Here is a 19,999-nt window from a genome sequence, read left to right as displayed (position 1 = left end):
CGAGTAAGTTCCCACTCTGCAAGCCCTCTTGAAACATTTTCAGCCGACCCGGCGCGTCACGTTCAGCAGGTACTCCTTCCGGTTCAGCGGGTTGTGGTCGGTGCGCGCCCGCTCCGGAACCGTGCCGTGCGCGACGGCCGCGTAGTGGTCGAAGACGCTCTCCCACTCCCCCTCGCCCCGCGTCAGCCCCGGCAACTGCCGCTCAAGGCCGTGCACTTGGGCCGCGGGTACCACTCCCTCCAGAACACAGAGCGCCCCTCGCGTCTCGGTGGTCCCCGGTACGGCACGCACCTCGGCAAGGACCGGCAGCAGGGCGCCCAGGGTGTCGGCCGGGGCCTCGACGCGGAACCGGTGCATCGGCTCGTACACCTGGCTTCCCGCCCGCCGCAGCGCCTCGACGAGGACGAGCGGGGTCAGCCCGCGGAAGTCGGCGCCGGTGCTCGACATGCTCTTGTCGAAGCCCTGGTGGGCGTGGCTCTGCCGGGGGCAGTAGCCGGAGCGCGTCATGGTGATGACGCAGTCGGTGACCCGCCAGCCGTGCAGTCCCTGCCCGAGCGTCTCGCGCACGGTGTCCTCGACGGCCTTGAAGAAGGCGTACGGCATCGCGCCCAGCTCGACTTCGAGGGCGAACCGCACCCCCGAGCCGACCGGCGCCGGGTCGACGCGCAGGCCGACCGTGGCGAGGAACGGGTTCTCGTCCTTCTTGACGAACTCTGCCGCCGCGCCCGTGCCGACCGGGCGCTCGACGCACAGCGGTGTCGTCTCGCGGAAGGTGACCCGCACCCCGAACTCGTCGGCCAGCGTGGCCTGGACGACCTCCTTCTGGACCTCGCCGTAGAGGGAGACCGCGGTCTCCTGGCGCACCTCGTCGTGGCGCAGGCCGATCAGCGGGTCCTGTTCGGCGAGTCGGGTGAGCGCGAGGTGCAGGGCGCGCCGGTCGGTGTCCGGGCCCGGGACGACGACGGTTTCGAGGGTCGGCGGCGCGAAGAAGTGCTCGTACGCCGTCCTCGGTACTCCGATCGCGTCGCCGATCCTGATCTCGCCGAGGCCCCACAGCCGGCCGATCCGGCCCGCCGGGACGGAGTCGGTGCCGATGTCCGTGCCGTGGTCGAAGACGCTGATCGCGGTGACCTTGCCCTCCTCGCCGGCGTCCCCGAAGGTGATCCGGTCGCGGGTGCGGAGGGTGCCGGAGAACATCCGCGCGTAGGCGACCTTCTCCCCCGCCGGTCCGCGTTCGACCTTGAACACCGTGCCGGAGAGCGGGCCTTGGGGGTCGCCCTCGGCTGTCGGGAGCAGTTCCTTGACGCCGGTGATCAGCGCGTCCACGCCGGCGCCGGTGATGGCGGAGCCGAAGTAGACCGGGTGCACGAGGGCCTGGCGGGTCTGGGTGGCGAGGGCGGTGCGCAGGAGGTCGTGCGGCACGGTGTTCTCGACGTAGGCGGCGAGCAGTTCGTCGTCGTGGTCGGCGAGGACGGCCGCCGCGCCCGGATCGAGGCCCGGCCGGAAACGGGCCGCCGGGGTGCCGATGTCCTCGACCGTGCCCATCGGTACGACCGCCGCCCTGAGCCGGTCGGAGATCTCCCGCAGCAGCTCGTCGTGGCGTGCCCCACGGCGGTCGATCTTGTTGACGAAGAGAAGCGTGGGGATGCGCAGCCGCTGGAGCGTGCGCATCAGGACGCGGGTCTGCGGCTGGACGCCCTCGACCGCCGAGACGACCAGGACGGCGCCGTCCAGCACGCCGAGCACACGCTCCACCTCGGCGATGAAGTCCGGGTGGCCCGGGGTGTCGATGAGGTTGACGGTCACGTCGTCGACCGGGAAGGAGACGACGGCTGACTTGATGGTGATACCGCGCTGCCGCTCCAGTGCGAGCGTGTCGGTGCGGGTGCTGCCGTCGTCGACGCTGCCGATCTCGTCGATCACACCGGCCGAGTGCAGCAGTCGTTCGGTCAGGCTGGTCTTACCCGCGTCTACGTGCGCGAGGATGCCGAGGTTGAGCAAGTGCACCTGGTGTCATGTCCTTTGCTGAGGAGGGCCTTCCTTCCTGGGTGGACATGAACGGTGTGCGCATCTCGGAGCTCCTCGGTCGTCGCTGACGGACACCGATCAGTGCAGCAGAGCGGCGGGGGCGGCGGCAACGGATTAACGTCCGTACAGGGGACTGCGGCGGTGAGAGGAGCACGGCGTGCGGGAGATCCTCCCGGAGCTCGGTCGCTGGTACGCGGCGCGGGAACCGTTCGGCCTGGCCACCGTCGTCGCGGTCAGCCGCAGCGCGCCGCGCGACCCCGGGGCGGCCATGGCCGTGGGCCCGGACGACGAGGTCCTGGGCAGTGTGTCCGGGGGCTGTGTCGAGGGGGCGGTCTTCGAGCTGGCGCGGGAGGTGGTGGCGAGCGGCGAGGCGCGTCTGGAGACCTTCGGGTACAGCGACGAGGACGCCTTCGCGGTGGGGCTGACCTGCGGCGGCGAGATCACCGTGCTGGTACGGCCCGTCACGCCGGAGGCCGATCCCACGTTCGGGGCGGTGGCGCGGTCGGTCACCGCCCACGAACCGGTGACGGTGGCGACCGTGATCGACGGACCCGCACCGCTCGGCGCCACCCTCGCGGTCCGGCCGGACACGGTGGGCGGCACCCTCGGCACGACCGGTCTCGATGTGGCGGTCACCGCCGACGCGCGCGGTGAACTCGCCCTCGGGGCAACGGGGTTGCGGCACTACGGGCCGCGCGGGGAACGACGCGAGGACTCCGTCACCGTGTTTCTGCACTCCTTCGCGCCGCCGCCCCGGATGCTGGTCTTCGGCGCCATCGACTACGCGGCGGCGGTGGCCCGGATCGGTGACTTCCTCGGCTACCGGGTCACGGTGTGCGACGCCCGCCCGGTGTTCGCTACGCCCAAGCGCTTCCCGGCCGGCGTCGAGGTGGTCGTGGACTGGCCGCACCGGTATCTGGCCGGTACGGACACCGACGAGCGGACGGTGATCTGCGTCCTGACCCACGACCCGAAGTTCGACGTACCGCTGCTGGAGGAGGCGCTGCGCCGGCCGGCCGCGTACATCGGGGCGATGGGCAGCCGCCGTACGCACGACGACCGGATGAAGCGGTTGCTCGAATCCGACCTGGGCGAGGGCGAGTTGGCGCGGCTGCGCTCACCGATCGGACTGGACCTCGGGGCTCGTACCCCGGAGGAGGTGGCCGTGTCCGTGGCCGCCGAGATCGTCGCGCTGCGGTGGAGCGGCACAGGGGTGCCGTTGACGGGAGTGGCCGGGGCGATCCACCGGGCGTCGGCCGGGTGAACGGTGGGTCACCTCGGTGGCAGCCGGTGCAGTACGAGATCCGTCAGGGTGCCGTCGGTGACCGTCGCCGTGAGGTAGGTGCAGTGCGGCTGGCGGCGGCGATCGGTCGGGGAGCCCGGGTTGAGCAGCCGTAGACCGGTGGGGGCCGTGGTGTCCCAGGGGATGTGGCTGTGTCCGAAGACCAGCACGTCCAGGTCCGGGAATTGGGCCGCGCAGCGCGCCTCGCGGCCCTGGGCTGGGCCCGTCTCGTGCACGGCGCCGAAGCGCAGGCCGCCGAGTTCGGCGTACGCCACCTCGGGGAGCCGGGCGCGCAGCTCGGGGCCGTCGTTGTTGCCGTACACACCGACGAGGCGGCGGCTGCGGCTCTCCAGCAGGTCGAGCGTGTCGGTGTCGACCCAGTCGCCGGCGTGGAACACGACGTCGGCGCGCGGGAGTTCGGCGAGGAGTCGCGCGGGGAGTTCCTTGGCGCGCTTGGGGAGATGGGTGTCGGACATCAGGAGCAGACGCACGGGGTCAGCCTAGGGGCGCGCCGCTGTCAGGGCTTGGCGCCCACTCCGCACCACATCGGGAGGGGACCGGTCGCCGGGGTGTCCTCGGGGTCCGGGCGCCAGACGGGGAGTTGGACGACGCCCGGGTCGAGGATCTGCGTGCCGTCGAAGAAGCGGGTGACGTCGGCGTGGGTGCGCGGGGTGGCGCCCGCGTGTTCGGCGGCGCGTTCGTTGTAGACGCGCATCGACTCGGCGACCTCCTCGGCGCCGATGTCGGCCGCCGGGTGGGAGAGCACGAGGTGGCTGCCGGGGGCGAGCGCGTCCAGGAGACGGCGGGTGACGGTGTAGGGGTCGTCGCGGTCGGGGACGTACTGGAGGATCGCCACCAGCATCAGGCCCACCGGCCGGGAGAGGTCGAGGGTCTCGGCCGCGGCGGCGAGGATGCGGTCCACGTCGCGCAGGTCCGACTCCAGGTAGTCCGTCGCGCCTTCCCTGCTGCTGACGAGCAGGGCACGCGCGTGTGCCAGGACGATGGGGTCGTTGTCGACGTAGACGACGCGTGCCCCGGGGTCGACGCGCTGGGCCACCTCGTGGGTGTTGTCCGCGGCGGGTATGCCGGTGCCGATGTCGAGGAACTGGCGGATGCCCGCCCTGCCGCTCAGCTCGCGGACGGCCCGGCCGAGGAAGGCCCGGTTGGCGCGGACCGCGGGGACGATCTCCGGGTTGGCTGCGGCGGCCAGTTCGGCGGCCTCCTGGTCGACGGGGTAGTTGTCCTTGCCGCCCAGCCAGGCGTTGTAGACGCGGGCCGGATGTGCCACGGACGAGTCGATCGGGGCCGTTCCGCCCGCTGAGTGCTCGTTCATCGCGATCCGCTCCCCGTTCGCCCTCACTACCTCTGTCGGCGCACAGAGTAGTGCACTCGAAGAGATCTCCAGGCCGGACTGTTCAGTTGCGACTGGACAGTTTCCACTGCCGGTTCTACGGTGACGCCCATGGACCAGCAGCACTCCCGGACACCGGCCGGCATCTCGGACTCCGCCACCCGCTCCGCGCGAGACCTGCGGGTGGTGTTCAGCCGGCTGCGGCGCCGGATCCGCGAGGTCGCGACGGACGAGGACCTGACCCCCTCGCAGGAGTCGGCGCTCACCCTGGTCGGCAAGCACGGCGCGGCCACGGCCAGCGCGCTGGCGTCCGCCGAGGGCGTCAGGCCGCAGTCGATGGCCGCCACCCTCACCGCCCTCGACCGGCACGGGCTGATCCGGCGCGGCCCCGACCCCGAGGACGGCCGCAGACAACTGGTCACCCTCACCGAAGCGGGCCGCGCACGCGTCGAGGACAACCGCCAGGTCCGCGAGGAATGGCTCACGCGCGCCTTCGAGGACCGCTACACCGAGCGGGAACGACGGACGATCATCGACGCGCTGACCTTGCTGGGACGGCTGTCGGAGCGGTGACACCGAAGCCCACCCGGCCGACCGGCTGAGCCCCCGCACCTCCTGAAAGGCCTCCCCCATGGCACTCACCACCCTCGACCCGCGTACCGCCCTCGTCGTGATCGACCTCCAGGGCGGCATCGTCGGCGCCCCGACCCAGCCGTACAGCGGGCCCGAGGTCGTCGCCCGTACCGTCGCACTGGCCGACGCGTTCCGGGCCGCCGGACTTCCCGTCGTACTGGTCCGGGTCAGCTTCGCCGCCGACGGCGTGGACGCGGTTCCCGGTCGCACCGAGCAGCGGCGTGCCGGGGGTGCGGCGGCCCGCCCGGAGGGCTGGGACGTCGTCGTCGACGCGTTGTCGGGGCACCCCGGCGACATCCAGGTGACCAAGCGGAACTGGGGCGCCTTCCACGGCACCGACCTCGACGTGCGGCTGCGGCGCCGCGGTGTCACGCAGATCGTGCTGACCGGCATCGCCACCAGCATCGGCGTCGAGTCCACCGCCCGCGCGGCCCACGAACACGGCTATCACGTGACCCTGGCCACGGACGCGATGACCGACCTGGACCCCGTCTCGCACGCCCACAGCATCGAGCGAATCTTCCCGCGCCTGGGCGAAACGGGCACGTCGGCCGAAATCCTGGAACTTCTGGCCAAGACCCACGACGGGAGCCGACCTCGATCCACCGCGGGTTAACCGTTGCCCAACAACAGCCCAATGGGCGGCATCGAGACAGAGCGGGTTAGCATCACCCCACTCGCGCCGTTCCGCAACGGGGGACGGTCAGCGCAAACAAGGGGGCTAGAAGCCGGATGTCGGTCAAGGTCAGTGTCGTCGTCCCTGTGTACAACCCAGGGCCCTATATCGAGGATTGCATCTCCTCTCTCCTCAGGCAGTCGCTGCCTAACGACGAGTACGAGGCGATCTTCGTCGACGACGGCTCGACAGACAGCACGCCCGCGCGGCTCGACGAGATCGCCGCCGAGCACCCCCACTTCCACGTCATCCACCAGGAGGCGTCGGGCTGGTCGGGCAAGCCCCGCAACGTCGGCATCGCCGCCTCCAAGGGCGAGTTCGTCATGTTCGTCGACAACGACGACTACCTCGGTGACGAGGCCCTTGAGCGGATGTACGACTACGGCGTGGCCAACGGCGCCGACGTCATCGTCGGCAAGATGGCAGGCAAGGGCCGCGCCGTACCCGTGGAGCTGTTCCGCAAGAACTACCCGCACGCGTCGGTCGAGACCGCGCCGCTGATGGACAGCCTCACCCCGCACAAGATGGTCCGCCGCGCGTTCCTCGACCGCATCAACCTGCGGTTCCCCGAGGGGCGTCGCCGCCTTGAGGATCACGTCTTCTTCACGGAGGCCTACCTCGCCGCCGACAACGTCTCCGTGCTCAGCGACTACGTCTGCTACTACCACATCAAGCGCGACGACGCCTCGAACGCCGGCTTCCAGCGCTTCGACCCCGTCGGCTACTTCAAGAACCTGCGCGAGGCGCTCGACGTCGTCGAGAAGTACACCGAGCCCGGTCCGGCCCGCGACAAGATCTTCCGCCGCTGGCTGCGCGTCGAGATGATGGAGCGCCTCGGCGGCGCCCGGCTCCTCAAGGCCCCCGACGACTACCGCCGTGAACTCCTCAAGGAGATGCGCGGTGTCATGACCGAGCGCTTCGGCCCCGGTGTCGCGGCCGGTCTCGGCCCGCGCCTGCGGGTCGTCGCCGCCCTCGCCGCCGCCGACCGCTACGACGACCTCGTCGAGCTGGCCGAGTGGGAGGCCGCCCTCAAGCCGACGGCGGTCCCGGGCGAGATCGAGTGGCGGGACGGCAAGCTGCTGGTCCACTACCGGGCCGAGTTCGTCGTCGACGGCAAGCCGGCGATCTTCGAGGCCAAGGGCGCTCCCGCCCCCAAGCAACCGGAGCCGAAGACCCTCGCCGAGGCGACCGCCATGCTGACGGCCGACGCCACCCTCAACTTCAAGAAGGCGACGGCCGACCTCGTCGTCCGCGAACGCACCAGCGCCGCCTCGCACTTCCAGCCCGTGCAGATCTCGCACGAGACGGTCGCCGACGGCACCGGCGTCCGCCTGGTGCTGCACGCCACGGCCACGATCGACCCCGCCACCGCGGCCGGTGGCGTCCCGCTCGGCGAGGGCCTCTGGGACACCTACGTCCGGGTCGTCATCGGCTCCTGGAACAAGGAGTGCCGCCTCGGCCCGGTCCCGCAGCACGGCGAGAACGCCGGGCACGCCGGTGTCGTCGCCGGCCAGGTGCTGCTGCCGTACTACACCGAGCCGCACGGCAACTTCTCCCTCGACGTCGACAAGGCGAGCAAGCGCCTCGGCCTCGGCGACCTCAAGACCGACGACTTCACGGTCACCGGCGCCCGCGTCGGCGTCCTGCTCCCCTTCTACGTCGCCGCCACCACGGACGTACTGCTGCGCCTGACCCACAAGTCGTCCGGTACGACCCTGGACGTGCCCGGTGTGGTCTCCCCCGAGTCCTCCGGTGCGCGGCTCGCGGCCGAGGTGCCCGCCGCCGAGCTGAAGGACCTGGCGTGGAACGCGTCGGTGTGCCTGACCCCGGCCGCCACCGGGCAGCGCTTCCTGGCCCTGCCGGTGCGGCTGGCCGGTGACGCCGGCGGTATCCGGGTGGAGGCCGCCCCGAAGACCAAGCCCGCCGAGCCCAAGCCCGCGCCGAAGCCGGTGGCCGCCAAGCCCAAGCCGGGGCTGGCCTACCGGGTGGCGCGCAAGCTGAAGCGCGCCCTGAGCAAGTAGCACCGAGCAAGCAAGTCATGGAGGACGGAAGAACGTGCGAGCACTGGGAATCGAAGGCGCCTGGGTCCTGGAACCCAAGGTCTTCCCCGACGACCGGGGCAGTTTCCACGAGTGGTACCGCGGCGAGGAGTTCCGCGAGGCCACCGGGTACGACCTGGACCTGGCGCAGGCCAACTGCTCGGTCTCGCGGCGCGGTGTGGTGCGCGGAGTGCACTTCTCCGACGTGCCGCCGAGCCAGGCCAAGTACGTCAAGTGCGTGCGGGGCACCGTCCTCGACGTGATCGTGGACATCCGCGTCGGCTCTCCCACGTTCGGTCGGTGGGAGGCCGTCCGGCTGGACGACGACAGCAACCACGCCGTGTTCCTCGCCGAGGGGCTTGGGCACGCGTTCATGGCCCTGACCGACGACGCGACGGTCGTGTACCTGTGCTCGACGGGCTACTCGCCGGGGCGTGAGCACGGCATCAACCCGCTCGACCCGGCGCTCGGCATCGACTGGCCCGAGGGCTTCGAGCCGGTGCTCTCGGAGAAGGACGCCGAGGCGCCCACACTGGCAGAGGCGGAGCAGTCAGGACTTCTTCCGTCCTACGCGGACTGCTCCGCCTACTACGAGCGACTGCGGAGTGGGCAGCTCAGCGGCTGACGCTGAGCTGCTCCACCGAGCGGCGCAGGGGCTCCCAGCCGCGGGACCGCTTGGTCCCGCGGTCACGGGCTTTGGCCAGGGGGCCCCAGAAGCCGGCGTTCAGCAGCGCCTCGGGCTTCACCGCGGTGGTGCGCTCCAGGATCGCCTCGGGCACCTTCTGCGGGTCCGGGACCTCGAACTCGGCGATGATCTCGTCGTACTTGTCCTTGAGGACGGTGTTGTTCGGGTCGGCGCCGAAGACCACGAGCTGACCCGTGGGCTGGGTGTCGACCAGGACGGTCACCAGGTCGGGACGGTAGCGGGCGAGGATCTCGACCAGCTTGTACACGTCGCCGGTCCAGGCGTCGGTGTGCCGGTCGCGGGCCGCCTCGTCGATGCTGCGCGGCAGCATGTCGTCGAAGACGATGACGCTGGCCCAGTCCGAGTGCTTCTCCACGTTGATGAAGTCGCGCAGCGCGTACTCGAAGAGGTGCATGCCGTCGATGAACGACAGATCCAGCGTGACGGTCTTCCACCAGCCCAACGGGCTCCGGTTGCGGGCCAGTTGACGCAGCGGGTGGCGGCCGCCGCGCAGGTGCACCAGCGGGTTGTCCCGGGCGAAGAAGTCGTCACTGGTCGCCTTGGCCAGGTGGACGTCGCAGCGGATCTCCGTGACCACCTTGAACGCGGGATCGATCGCGACGCTCGGCACCCGGGAGAGCGTCAGGCTGCGGCCGTCGTTGACGCCGATCTCCAGGTAGTTGCGGTTCGCGGTTGACTTGTGGAGTCCCCGCAGGAACTCATGGCGTTTCACGAAGAAATCTCCTTGCGGATGTGAGGAAGTGCTTCGTGCAGGGCGGACCGCCAGTCCCTTGGCGGTTCCAGACCGACTTCCCGCCACCGCTCGTGCCCGAGGGCGCTGTAGGCGGGGCGGGGCGCGGGACGGACGAAGGCAGCGCTCGTGGTGGGGCGGACCCGCTCCGGGTCGGCGTCGATGAGCCGGAACACCTCCTGGGCGAGACCGTGCCAGCTGGTCTCGCCGGAGCTGGTCGCGTGGAACACCCCGTGCGCGCCCTCGACCTGCCCGATACGGGCGCCGAGATCGGCGATCCGTACGGCGACGTCGGCGCTCCAGGTCGGCTGTCCGTGCTGGTCGTCGACGACGTCGAGAGTGTCGCGACGTGCTTCCAGCTCGATCATCGTGCGGACGAAGTTACCCCCACAGGCTCCGTACAACCAAGCCGTGCGGACGATCGCGCTCCCACCGGGCAGTTCCTCCAACACGGCCTGCTCGCCCGCGAGTTTGGTGCGGCCGTAGGCGGTGCGGGGTGCGGTGGGATGGTTCTCCGGGTACGGCGTGGAGCGGGCCTCGCCGTCGAAGACGTAGTCGGTGGAGACATGCACCAGGCGCGCGCCCGAGGCGGCACAGGCGCGGGCGAGGAGCCGGGGCCCCTCGCCGTTGATGCGAAGGGCCCGCTCCTCGTCGGTCTCGGCGTCGTCGACGGCGGTGTACGCCGCGCAGTTCACCACCACGTCGGGGTGGTGCTCCGCGAACGCCCGGTCCACCGACGCGGGGTCGGTGATGTCCAGGGCGGCGCGGTCGAGACCGACGAACTGCTCACCGCGGCGGGCGAGTTCGTCCAGTACGTCATGGCCGAGCATCCCGCCGGCACCGGTGACCAGCCACTTCATCAGGCGCGCTCCACCCGGGCCTTGAGGGGCTCCCACCAGGCGCGGTTGTCGCGGTACCAGGCGACGGTGTCCGCGAGGCCGGTGGTGAAGTCATGCTTCGGGGTGTAGCCCAGCTCGTCGTGGATCTTGGACCAGTCGACGGAGTAGCGCAGGTCGTGGCCCTTGCGGTCCTCGACGCGCTCGACCGAGTCCCAGTCCGCGCCGCAGGCTTCGAGGAGCAGACCGGTGAGTTCCTTGTTGCTGAGCTCGGTGCCGCCGCCGATGTTGTAGACCTCGCCGGCCCGGCCCTTGGTGCGCACCAGCTCGATGCCCTGGCAGTGGTCCTCGACGTGCAGCCAGTCGCGGACGTTGAGGCCCTCGCCGTAGAGGGGGACCTTCTTGCCGTCGAGGAGGTTGCTGACGAACAGCGGGATGACCTTCTCGGGGAACTGGTGCGGCCCGTAGTTGTTCGAGCAGCGGGTGACGCGGACGTCCAGGCCGTGGGTGCGGTGGTAGGCCAGGGCGAGCAGGTCGGAGGAGGCCTTCGACGCGGAGTACGGCGAGTTCGGCGCCAGCGGGTGGGTCTCGGGCCAGGAGCCGGTCTCGATGGAGCCGTAGACCTCGTCGGTGGAGATGTGCACGAACGGCACGGTGTAGCGCAGGGCGGCGTCCAGCAGGACCTGGGTGCCCACCACGTTGGTGCGGACGAAGTCGGCGGCGCCGTTGATCGAGCGGTCCACGTGGGACTCGGCGGCGAAGTGGACGACCTGGTCCGCCTCGGCCATCAGCTTGTCGACCAGTTCGGCGTCGCAGATGTCGCCCTGGACGAACTCCAGGCGCGGGTGGCCTATTTCCAGGTTGTCGAGCGTGCCGGCGTACGTGAGCTTGTCCAGCACCGTGATGCGGGGCGCGTCGGCCGCGTCCGAGGCGAGGAGTGTGCGGACGTACGTGGAACCGATGAAGCCGGCGGCGCCGGTGACGAGGAGATTCATGAACGGATCTGCACCTTGCTGTGGTCTCCGAGAACGAGGCGGTGGGCGCTGGGTACCCCCGGAGCGGGGGTCACTTCGACGTGCTTGCCGATGAGCGAGGACTCGATCCGGCCCACCCCGGCGATGGACGAGTCCTGAAGCACTATGGAGAACTCCAGCTCACTGTCGGTGATCTTGCAGTTCTCCGCGACCGAGGTGAACGGTCCGACGTAGGAGTCGCTCACGACGGTTCCGGAACCGATGACGACGGGTCCGACGATGCGGGAGCGCTCGATGCGCGCGCCCTCCTCGATCACCACGCGGCCGATGGTCTCGGAGGCGTCGTCGACCTCGCCGTCGATGCGGCGGTCCATGCTCTCCAGGACGGTCCGGTTGACTTCGAGCATGTCGACGACGTTGCCCGTGTCCTTCCAGTAGCCGTGGATGACCGAGGAGCGCACGTCGGCGCCGTCGTCGATCAGCTGCTGGATGGCGTGGGTGATCTCCAGCTCGCCGCGCCAGGACGGCTTGATGGCGCGCACGGCGTCGTGGATGGCGGGCGTGAAGAGGTAGACACCGACCAGGGCGAGGTCGCTCTTGGGGTGCTCGGGCTTCTCCTCCAGGCCGATGACCTGGCCGGATTCGCTGAGTTCGGCGACGCCGAAGGAGCGGGGGTCGGGCACGTGGGTGAGCAGGATCTGCGCGTCGGGCTTGTTGGCCTGGAAGCCTTCGACGAGGCCGGTGATGCCGCCGACGATGAAGTTGTCGCCGAGGTACATCACGAAGTCGTCGTCGCCGAGGTACTCGCGCGCGATCAGGACGGCGTGGGCCAGTCCGAGGGGGCGGTCCTGCGGGATGTAGGTGATCTGTAGGCCGAACTTCGACCCGTCGCCCACCGCCTCCTCGATCTCCGCCGCGGTGTCACCGACGATGATGCCGACCTCGGTGATGCCCGCGTCGGCGAGTGATTCGAGCCCGTAGAAAAGGACGGCCTTGTTGGCCACCGGGACGAGCTGTTTTGCCGATGTGTGTGTGATCGGCCTCAGGCGGGATCCAGTGCCGCCGGAGAGAACGAGAGCCTTCATCGCTTCACCTTAGCGTCATCTTTGGACGTGCATCGTTCCTCCCTATGTTCGTTTATTACGACCACCCAACGATAGGTGGAACGGGAGGTGTCTAATCGACCGGCGGGTCGGACAAATCGCCCGCCGCCCGCTCCACGTCCGCGGTGACCGCGGCGCGGTCCAGCGCCTCGTCCTTCGCGTACTCGCCCACCGCGGTCTGCGCGTCACGGCTCAGATCGCGCCAGGCCCGCCACGCGGTCTCGTAGGTCTCGGTCTGGGCCTCGGTCCAGGGTTCGTGGGCGGGGGCTCCGAGGGCGTCCCGCATCTCCTTGACCCTGGCGCGCGCCTGGTCGGCCGCGCGCTGCTTCTCGACCAGTTCTTCGAAGGTGTGTGCCACAAGCAGGCACCCCATCACGGGGAACGTCCGCAGCCGCTCCGACCTGCCGCTACGCGCTCCGACGGGCACCCGTGCGGCCGTCTACCGGTCGAGCGCGATCTCCGCCCACACCTGTTTGCCGCCGCTCACCGGCACCGTGCCCCAGGCCGCCGACATGGCCTCGACGAGGAGGATCCCCCGGCCGCCGGTGGCCTCCCAGCCGATGCTCGTCGGTTTGACCGGGGTGCGCGGCGAGGAGTCGGCGACGGCGACACGGAACCGGCGGTTGACGAGGGTGAGGTCGAGGCGGACCGGGCCGTCGGTGTGCACGAGCGCGTTGGTGACCAGCTCGGAGACGACGAGGAGGATGGTGTCGACCTCGTCGGTGACGCCCCACACGCGCAGGGTGCGCTTGGTGAAGCGGCGGGCGTGCCGGGCCGCCTCGGGGACGCGCCACACCGTCCAGTTCTCCCGCCGGGGGCGGGTGGCGAGGCCGTCGTAGCGCATGAGGAGCAGGGCCACGTCGTCGTCGCGGCGGGCGTTGCCGAGCAGGGCGTCGGCGACGAGGCCGAGGTGGGCGGGGTCGGAGAGGGCGAGGCCATGGGCGAGCCGGTCGAGGCCCTCGTCGATGTCGGCCTCCTTGGACTCCACGAGGCCGTCGGTGGTCAGCGCGATGACGGTGCCGGGCTGGAGCCGCAGCGGGCTCATCGGGAAGTCTGCCTGGGTGACCACGCCGAGCGGTGGGCCGCCGTCCAGCTCGGGGATCTCGGTGCTGCCGTCCGGGTGGCGCAGAACGGGCGGCAGATGACCGGCCCGTACGTACCAGGCGGAACCTTCCTCCATGTCGACGTCGACGTAGCAGCAGGTGGCGAAGAGGTCGGTCTCCAGGTCGATGAGGAGCCGGTTGGCGTGCGAGACGACGACGTCCGGGGGGTGTCCCTCGACGGCGTAGGCGCGCAGCGCTGTGCGCATCTGGCCCATGAGGGTGGCGGCGCCCGCGTTGTGTCCCTGGACGTCGCCGATGACGAGGGCCACGTGGTTGTCGGGCAGCGGGATCACGTCGTACCAGTCGCCGCCGACCTCAAGCCCTGCCGTGGTCGGCAGATAGCGGGCGACGGCGACCCCGCCGGGCAGTTTCGGCAGTCGGCGCGGCAGCAGCTGGCGCTGGAGCATGCCGACGAGTTCGTGTTCGGCGTCGAAGGCGTGGGCGCGCATCAGGGCCTGTCCGGCGAGGCCGGCGGAGGCGGTGAGCAGGGCGCGTTCGTCGGGGCCGAAAACGTGCGGGTCGTCCCAGCCGATCAGACAGGCCCCGGACACCCGGCCGCCCGCGGACAGCGGCAGCACGGCGAGGCCGCCCGGTCCGACCTCGGCGAGGGCCGGTTCCAGGTCGGTGCCCGCGGGCCAGATCGCGGCGCGGCCCTCGCGCAGGGCGGCGGCGAGGGAGGGCATCGTACGGACGGGCGCGTCCGGCCATTCGCTGCGCCACTCCTGGCGCCACAGCTCGGGCCAGGACTCCGGTTCGGGCGGGTCCAGGACGGTGACGACGAGCCGGTCGCCCTCCAGTTCGGCGAGCGCGATGCGGTCGGCGCGGAGCGGTTTGCGCAGCGCGGCGACCACGGCCTGGCTGACGTCACGGACCGTGCCCGCCATGGCGAGCGCGGCGGCGAGACGCTGGACGCGGGCCACGTCGTTGACGCCGGAGCGCAGTTGGGAGGCGTCGCCGACGGTGCCGACGAGACGGGCCGGGCGGCCGTCGCCGCCGGGCAGGAGCCGCCCGCGCAGCCGCAGCCACTTCGGCGGGCCCGAGGGCTGAAGGACCCGGAACTCCAACTCGCGGTCGCCGATAGCCATGTGGTCGGCCTCGACGACGGACATCAGCGAGGGCAGGTCCTCGGGCACGGTCAGTCCGAGGAGGGTCTCGACCTTGCCGTCGAAGTCTCCCGGGCCGAGCCCGAACAGCGTGAGGATGTCGCCGCCGATCTCGACGCGTCCGGTGTCCATGGCCAGGTCGAAGGAGCCCGCGGGCAGTTCCCCGCCCGCCACGGCCTCGTCCGGGAGCGGGATCGCGACCGCCTCGGCGATCAGTGTGAGACAGGCGCGGTCCTCGGTGTCGAACCCGGCCGGGTGCTCGCTCACCGCGAGCAGACAGCCACCGCCCCGGTCCCCGCGCACGGGCAGGGCCGCCAGATGGAACTCCCCGGTCGGCAGCCGGCGCGAGTCGCAGCCGACGGCCAGTTCCTCGGGGCCGAGCCAGACCGGGTGCCCGCCGCGCCGCGCCTCGGCGACGGGCGCTCCCCCGGACGCCGGATAGCCGTCCCGCAGTCCGTACAGGGTCCGTGGCACGCCGACCGACTCGACCAGGCACAGCAGGTCGGCCTCACCGGACGTGTACACCCCGGCGAAGGTGGCAGCGGCGAAGACGAGGGCCTGTTCGAGGACCCGGCGCAGCCGTTCGCGGGAGTCGAGATCGGTGGTGAGCGTTTTGAGGGCAAGTTCGGCCCGCAGCGTTCTCGCTCTGCGTCCCTCAGCGCCCTCACTGACCACGTCCGCAATTACAGCGCTTATGCGGCGACTGCGCAGCCCCTGTGACCGTTCCGTGGAGATGAGGGGCCGGATGGCCCTCAGTGCCTTGGTGGCGGTGCCGCTCGCCGTGCGCGTCGGGCCCTCAGGGTGGAGCCTGGGCCTGAGCCCTGAAACGGCACGGCCGGGCGAGGAGGTGGTCGGCGTGTCAGACGGGCAGTTGTCCCGGCAGGCGCGGGCACCGGCCGGCCGGCCGATGCTGTCGCTCGCGCTGGCCGCGATGATGGACGCCGTCCACGCGCACTCGGGCGCGGTCTATCTGCTGACGCCCGAGGAACCGGTGCTGGAGATGGCGGTGATGGCGGGCCTGCCCCGGGCGTTCGCCGCACCCTGGGAGCGGGTCGGGCTGAGCGCGCCGATCCCGGTCGCCGAGGCGGTGCGGGAGCGGCGGCTGATCTGGGTCGGCGGCGAGGAGGACATGGCCCGCCGCTATCCGCGGATCGCGGTCGTGCTGCCGTATCCCTTCGCGCTGGCGGCGGTGCCGGTGGCGACCGGGTCCACGGTCTACGGCTCGGTCTTCGTGACCTGGCCCGGTTCGCATCCTCCGGTGCTGTCCGACCGGGACCGCGAGCAGCTGACCACCGCCTGCGACCGGTTGGCGATGCGGCTGGAGCGGGCCGTAGAAGAGCGGCGCCCGGCGCGGGCGGAACCCGATCTGCTCGCCACCGGCCCCGCGACGAGTGTGGCCGGGACGCTGGGCACGGTCGAGGCGGCGCGGATGGTGGCCCGGCTGCCGTACGGGCTGTGTTCGCTGGATCTGCACGGGCGGGTGGGCTTCGCGAACGCGGCGGCCGGGGAGCTGCTCGGGATGTCGGTGAGCAGTCTGTTGGGCACCCAGTTGTGGGCGGCGGTGCCGTGGCTCAACGACCCGGTGTACGAGGACCGTTACCGGGCCGCGCTGCTCAGTCAGCAGGTGACGTCGTTCGTGGCGCTGCGTCCGCCGGGCGAGTGGCTGTCGTTCCGGATGTATCCGAACACGACCGGGCTGAGTGTGCGGATCAGCCGGGCGCGGGCGGTGACGGAGCTGGGCCGGGCGGCGCCACGACCGGGCGAGGGGCCGTCGCGGCTGGTGTCCATCTCGCAGGTGCTGAGCCTGGCGGGAGCGCTGACCGAGGCGGTCGGGGTGGAGGACGTGGTGCAGCTGATCGCGGACGAGGTCGCCCCTGCCGTCGGCAGTCAGGCGCTGGTGGTGCTCGGTTCGCGGGGCGGGCGGCTGCATGTGCTGGGGCACCGCGGCTATCCGGACCCAGATCTCGTCGAGCGCTTCGACGGAATGCCACTGACCCGGTCGACGCCGGGGACGGCCGCGTTGAACAGCGGTATGCCCGCGTTCTTCGACTCCCGGCAGGAGATGGAACGGCTCTATCCGGACCTGCCCTCCACGCCCGACGTGTTCGCGGCCTGGGCGTATCTGCCGCTGATCGCGTCCGGGCGCCCGGTCGGCACCTGTGTGCTGGCCTATGCCGAGCCGCATGTCTTCCCCGCGGACGAGCGGGCCGTACTGACGAGTCTGGGTGGGCTGATCGCGCAGGCGCTGGCGCGTGCGCTGCTCTACGACGCGAAGAACCGGCTGGCCCACGGCCTCCAGGCGGCGCTGCTGCCGCACTCGCTGCCGCCGCTGCCGGGTATCGAGGCCGCCGCCCGCTATCTGCCCGCCACTCAGGGCATGGAGATCGGCGGCGACTTCTACGACCTGGTGACGACCGAGGGTCCGGCCGCGGTGATCGGCGACGTCCAGGGGCACAACGTGACCGCGGCCGGGCTGATGGGCCAGATCCGGACGGCCGTCCGCGCCTACACGACGGTCGGCCAGGCCCCGGAGGAGGTCATGCGCAGCACCAACCGGCTGCTGATCGACCTGGGCGTGGAGTTGTTCGCGAGCTGTCTGTATCTACGGCTGGATCCCGCGCGCGGTACGGCCGTGATGGCGCGTGCCGGTCATCCGCCGCCGTTGCTGCGCCGACCGGACGGGCGGGTCCGGGTGCTGGACCTGGCCGGTGGTCCGCTGCTGGGCATCGACGCGGACGCGACCTATCCGACGACGGAGGTGGATCTCGCGCCCGGTTCGGTGCTCGCGCTCTACACCGACGGGCTGATCGAGTCGCCCGGTGTCGACATCGAGGACGCCCTCGCCGAACTGGGCCAACGCCTCGCGGCGGCAGGGGACTTGCCGCTGGAGGAGATCGCCGACGAACTCGTGCGGCACAGCGCCTCGGCGCGCGAGCGGATCGACGACGTGGCGCTGCTTCTGCTGCGGGCCCGGGAGCCGGGCCCCGACTGACTGACGTTCACGCAGGGCGGTCCGGCCCTCCCGCCGGAGGGCCGGACCGATCCACCGCCGACCTGAAGGAAGGGGTCGGATCAGTGGCTTGAGGTGAGCGAGGAGCCGTCGTCGGCTCCGGTGCCGTCACCGGTGCCCTCGCCGGTTCCGTCACCCGTCGCGTCGCCGGTGCCGGACTGGTCGCCCGTGCCGTCGGTCGCGGACGGGTCCACGGCTCCGGACTGGTCGCCGGTGCCGTCGGTGGCCGACGGGTCGGCCGCGGTCGCCGACGGGTCCGCCGTGGCGGTGTCGTCGCCCGCACCGGCACCCGCGCCCGCACCGGCGTCGCCGAGGGTGGCCCCGGTCGCCGTCAGCGCGGCGGTGACCGGCTGGAAGAAGGTCTCGCCGCCGCTGGTGCAGTCGCCGCTGCCGCCGGAGGTGAGGCCGACCGCGCCGCCGTCCTGGGTGAAGAGCGAGCCGCCGCTGTCACCCGCCTCGGCGCAGACGTCCGTCTGGATGAGGCCGTTGACGGTGTCGACACCGTTGGGGTCGGTCTCGCTCTGGAAGTTGACGGTCGCGTCGAGTCCGGTGACCGTGCCGTCGTGCAGACCGGTGGTGGAGCCCATCCGGAAGACCTGGGTGCCGACCGTGGCGTCCTCGGCCTGGTTGATCTGGACGGTCTGGCCGTTGCCCACGTTGACGTCGCTCGTGGTCTGGGTGGCCGTGTCGTCGTACTTCACCAGGGAGAAGTCGTTGCCGGGGAACACGGCCTGGTCGACCGTGGCGATCGGCTGGCCGTCCTGCGTGTCGGACCACTGCTTCGCCGCGACGCCGCAGTGTCCGGCGGTCAGGAAGGCGGGGGTGCCGTCGCTCGCGGTGACGTTGAAACCGAGGGAGCAGCGGACGCCGCCCTGGTCGGTCTGGGCGAAGATGGCGTCGCCGCCCGACACCAGGGTCTTGAAGGAGCCGGCGGTCTTCTTGACCGTGGCCATGCTCGTGCCGAGGCTCTTGACGGTCGACAGCACGGTGTCCCACTTGCTGCCCGTGACGGTGCTGTCGGCGAGGACCTGGATCTTGTTGGTCTTCGGGTCGACGGACCAGGCGGTACCGGGGATGGTGGCCTTGGTCTTCAACACCTGGGCGGCGGCGGTGAGTTCGGCGGTGCTGTTCTGCACCTGACGCACCTTGGCGCCGGCCTTCTCCGCCTGTACGACGACGTTGTTGTTGTCGCCGGAGATCACGTTCACGACGAGCTGCTGGGTGGCGCTGTCGTAGTAGGACCCGGCGAAGGCGTCGCCGAGCAGTCCGGCGATCTGCGAGGAGAGGTCCGAGGCGCCGGTCGCCTTGAGGGTCTTGGGGGTGGCGGCGCCTGCCGAGTTGTCCTGGGACGCGTTGGCGTTCGGCAGCAGGATCGCCGCCGCTCCGAGTGCAGCGACACCGCCGACAGCTATCGCGGCCTTGCGCTTCGGAATTCGCTTGTGACTCAAACTTCTCGACCTCCTGGGGACCGGGGTCTGTGCCGCCGGGGGTGGCGGCTTATGGGGGCGCCTGGATGCCCGTTGATACGCACGTGTCACGTGAGGTGTTCAATTCCGTTTCTCAACTTCCTTTGCGAAAACGCGAATCGGCCATGTCCCGGTCCTGACCTGGCAGGGGTACGAGGTGGCTGCGGGCCTGTGCCACCGGCATGACGGGCTCTTCGGGCGGGGTGTCCGGCGAGCGGGTGGATGTCTTGATCGAATCGGTGGCCGCCCGAACCGCCGTGCGCACGCGCCCAGTTCACTCCCTCCCCGACCAGAACCGAACGCGACCGGTCGGTGACGGTCCGTCGAGAACGGTGAGCGGAATCCTCGCTTCAGGGAATCTGCACAGCGCGTACCCAACGAAGTCACCGGACTCGACGGATCTGCACATGCACACGCCCCCGGAAACGCCTTTGGTGGGGAGTGCCCGATTCCGCTTCGGCTCCGCAAGCCCTCCCGCGAAGCGATGCCGTGCGGCGTGTGAAGAAGTCGCCGACACCTCGTGCCCACGCCTGCACGGTTCGCGCCCCCTGAGGCTCAAGTGCCCTGGTGGGACAGGAGTTTGATTGGCTGCGCCCGTTCGCAGCGTGCTTTGATCCATCGCACCGCAGGAGCCACCAGGGCTCCGGAAACGGCGCCCGGCGCCTGCGGTCGCGGCCGTCGTCTGTCCCCAGAGGGGGCCGCTCCCCCCTTGTGAATATCCATATGAAGGGAAGTTCCCCCATGAACTCCACCCCCCAGGTCCAGACCGTCGAGATCTCCGACGCCGAGCTCGACAACGTCTCCGGTGGTCTCTCCCTGAACGCCCTCGGCACCGTCACCGGCCTGGTCGACGGCGTTGTCCCGGTCTCCGGCCTGGTCGACTCGGTCATCGGCACGGTCGAGGGCACCACCGGCCTGAACGTGGCCCCGGTCACGAACCTGGTCGCCGGTCTCTGATC

Annotated in this window: 17 protein-coding genes; 7 read left to right on the top strand and 10 right to left on the bottom strand. The window is 70.9% G+C overall.

The features are described from left to right. Positions 1-39 precede the first annotated feature (39 nt). The gene (locus ACWIHT_RS29455) at positions 40-2,007 is read right to left on the bottom strand and encodes a GTP-binding protein (protein WP_456171318.1); all 1,968 of its coding nucleotides are present in this window, start codon (positions 2,005-2,007) and stop codon (positions 40-42) included. A 178-nt stretch (positions 2,008-2,185) separates the two neighbouring features. Between ACWIHT_RS29455 and ACWIHT_RS29450 the strand changes: the two genes are divergently transcribed. Beyond that, entirely contained in the window at positions 2,186-3,292 is a 1,107-nt protein-coding gene (locus tag ACWIHT_RS29450; RefSeq protein WP_456171317.1) for an XdhC family protein, read from the top strand. 8 nt (positions 3,293-3,300) lie between these two features. Here the strand turns inward: ACWIHT_RS29450 and ACWIHT_RS29445 are convergent, their stop codons facing one another. Further along, a complete protein-coding gene (locus tag ACWIHT_RS29445; RefSeq protein ID WP_456171316.1) occupies positions 3,301-3,801 on the bottom strand; it encodes a metallophosphoesterase family protein in 501 nt (166 codons plus the stop codon). A 26-nt stretch (positions 3,802-3,827) separates the two neighbouring features. Beyond that, positions 3,828-4,643, bottom strand: a complete 816-nt coding sequence (locus tag ACWIHT_RS29440) for an SAM-dependent methyltransferase (RefSeq protein WP_456171315.1) — start codon at positions 4,641-4,643, stop codon at positions 3,828-3,830. A gap of 129 nt (positions 4,644-4,772) precedes the next feature. On the opposite strand from ACWIHT_RS29440, the gene ACWIHT_RS29435 reads away from it, so the two are divergent. The 4 genes from ACWIHT_RS29435 to rfbC all read left to right on the top strand — a co-directional run bounded on the left by ACWIHT_RS29435 (position 4,773) and on the right by rfbC (position 8,634). Next, positions 4,773-5,234, top strand: coding sequence for a MarR family winged helix-turn-helix transcriptional regulator (locus tag ACWIHT_RS29435; RefSeq protein ID WP_456171314.1), 462 nt, complete (start codon positions 4,773-4,775; stop codon positions 5,232-5,234). Between the two features lie 58 nt (positions 5,235-5,292). Continuing rightward, the gene (locus tag ACWIHT_RS29430) at positions 5,293-5,910 is read left to right on the top strand and encodes an isochorismatase family protein (RefSeq protein WP_456171313.1); all 618 of its coding nucleotides are present in this window, start codon (positions 5,293-5,295) and stop codon (positions 5,908-5,910) included. A 116-nt stretch (positions 5,911-6,026) separates the two neighbouring features. After that, on the top strand, positions 6,027-7,991 hold the full coding sequence (locus ACWIHT_RS29425) for a glycosyltransferase family 2 protein (protein WP_456171312.1): 1,965 nt from the start codon (positions 6,027-6,029) through the stop codon (positions 7,989-7,991). 34 nt (positions 7,992-8,025) lie between these two features. Next, positions 8,026-8,634 (top strand): dTDP-4-dehydrorhamnose 3,5-epimerase, encoded by a 609-nt coding sequence (gene rfbC, locus ACWIHT_RS29420; protein WP_456171311.1) that lies wholly within the window; start codon positions 8,026-8,028, stop codon positions 8,632-8,634. On the opposite strand, the gene ACWIHT_RS29415 is transcribed toward rfbC, so the two are convergent. The 6 genes from ACWIHT_RS29415 to ACWIHT_RS29390 all read right to left on the bottom strand — a co-directional run bounded on the left by ACWIHT_RS29415 (position 8,624) and on the right by ACWIHT_RS29390 (position 15,239). After that, positions 8,624-9,427: a class I SAM-dependent methyltransferase gene (locus ACWIHT_RS29415; RefSeq protein WP_456171310.1), complete on the bottom strand. Its 804-nt coding sequence runs from the start codon at positions 9,425-9,427 to the stop codon at positions 8,624-8,626. The genes rfbC and ACWIHT_RS29415 overlap by 11 nt on opposite strands. Next, the gene (gene rfbD / locus ACWIHT_RS29410) at positions 9,424-10,305 is read right to left on the bottom strand and encodes a dTDP-4-dehydrorhamnose reductase (RefSeq protein ID WP_456171309.1); all 882 of its coding nucleotides are present in this window, start codon (positions 10,303-10,305) and stop codon (positions 9,424-9,426) included. The genes ACWIHT_RS29415 and rfbD overlap by 4 nt, the downstream gene beginning before the upstream one ends. Further along, a complete protein-coding gene (gene rfbB / locus ACWIHT_RS29405) occupies positions 10,305-11,276 on the bottom strand; it encodes a dTDP-glucose 4,6-dehydratase (RefSeq protein ID WP_456171308.1) in 972 nt (323 codons plus the stop codon). Before rfbB ends, rfbD begins: the two co-directional genes overlap by 1 nt. After that, complete coding sequence (locus ACWIHT_RS29400) at positions 11,273-12,340, bottom strand: glucose-1-phosphate thymidylyltransferase (RefSeq protein ID WP_431248724.1); 1,068 nt, start codon at positions 12,338-12,340, stop codon at positions 11,273-11,275. Before ACWIHT_RS29400 ends, rfbB begins: the two co-directional genes overlap by 4 nt. A gap of 91 nt (positions 12,341-12,431) precedes the next feature. Further along, positions 12,432-12,716: a hypothetical protein gene (locus tag ACWIHT_RS29395; RefSeq protein WP_456171307.1), complete on the bottom strand. Its 285-nt coding sequence runs from the start codon at positions 12,714-12,716 to the stop codon at positions 12,432-12,434. Positions 12,717-12,797: 81 nt separating this feature from the next. Next, a complete protein-coding gene (locus ACWIHT_RS29390) occupies positions 12,798-15,239 on the bottom strand; it encodes a SpoIIE family protein phosphatase (RefSeq protein WP_456171306.1) in 2,442 nt (813 codons plus the stop codon). 172 nt (positions 15,240-15,411) lie between these two features. On the opposite strand from ACWIHT_RS29390, the gene ACWIHT_RS29385 reads away from it, so the two are divergent. Then, complete coding sequence (locus tag ACWIHT_RS29385) at positions 15,412-17,556, top strand: SpoIIE family protein phosphatase (RefSeq protein WP_456171331.1); 2,145 nt, start codon at positions 15,412-15,414, stop codon at positions 17,554-17,556. A gap of 80 nt (positions 17,557-17,636) precedes the next feature. Here ACWIHT_RS29385 and ACWIHT_RS29380 read toward each other — a convergent pair whose 3' ends face one another. After that, positions 17,637-19,022, bottom strand: coding sequence for a S1 family peptidase (locus ACWIHT_RS29380; protein ID WP_456171305.1), 1,386 nt, complete (start codon positions 19,020-19,022; stop codon positions 17,637-17,639). Positions 19,023-19,781: 759 nt separating this feature from the next. On the opposite strand from ACWIHT_RS29380, the gene ACWIHT_RS29375 reads away from it, so the two are divergent. After that, a complete protein-coding gene (locus tag ACWIHT_RS29375; RefSeq protein WP_431248729.1) occupies positions 19,782-19,997 on the top strand; it encodes a type A2 lantipeptide in 216 nt (71 codons plus the stop codon). Positions 19,998-19,999 lie beyond the last annotated feature (2 nt).

This window comes from Streptomyces sp. NPDC002276 (assembly GCF_053891435.1).
Note: the sequence above shows the minus strand (reverse complement) of the source record. Positions and strands in the feature narration are given on the sequence as shown.

Coding starts and splice junctions, on each gene's coding strand:
- ACWIHT_RS29430 (WP_456171313.1), top strand. CDS start 5,293: ATGGCACTCACCACCCTCGACCCGCGTACCGCCCTCGTCGTGATCGAC.
- rfbB (WP_456171308.1), bottom strand. CDS start 11,276: ATGAATCTCCTCGTCACCGGCGCCGCCGGCTTCATCGGTTCCACGTAC.
- ACWIHT_RS29375 (WP_431248729.1), top strand. CDS start 19,782: ATGAACTCCACCCCCCAGGTCCAGACCGTCGAGATCTCCGACGCCGAG.
- rfbD (WP_456171309.1), bottom strand. CDS start 10,305: ATGAAGTGGCTGGTCACCGGTGCCGGCGGGATGCTCGGCCATGACGTA.
- ACWIHT_RS29425 (WP_456171312.1), top strand. CDS start 6,027: ATGTCGGTCAAGGTCAGTGTCGTCGTCCCTGTGTACAACCCAGGGCCC.
- ACWIHT_RS29435 (WP_456171314.1), top strand. CDS start 4,773: ATGGACCAGCAGCACTCCCGGACACCGGCCGGCATCTCGGACTCCGCC.
- ACWIHT_RS29400 (WP_431248724.1), bottom strand. CDS start 12,340: ATGAAGGCTCTCGTTCTCTCCGGCGGCACTGGATCCCGCCTGAGGCCG.
- ACWIHT_RS29440 (WP_456171315.1), bottom strand. CDS start 4,643: ATGAACGAGCACTCAGCGGGCGGAACGGCCCCGATCGACTCGTCCGTG.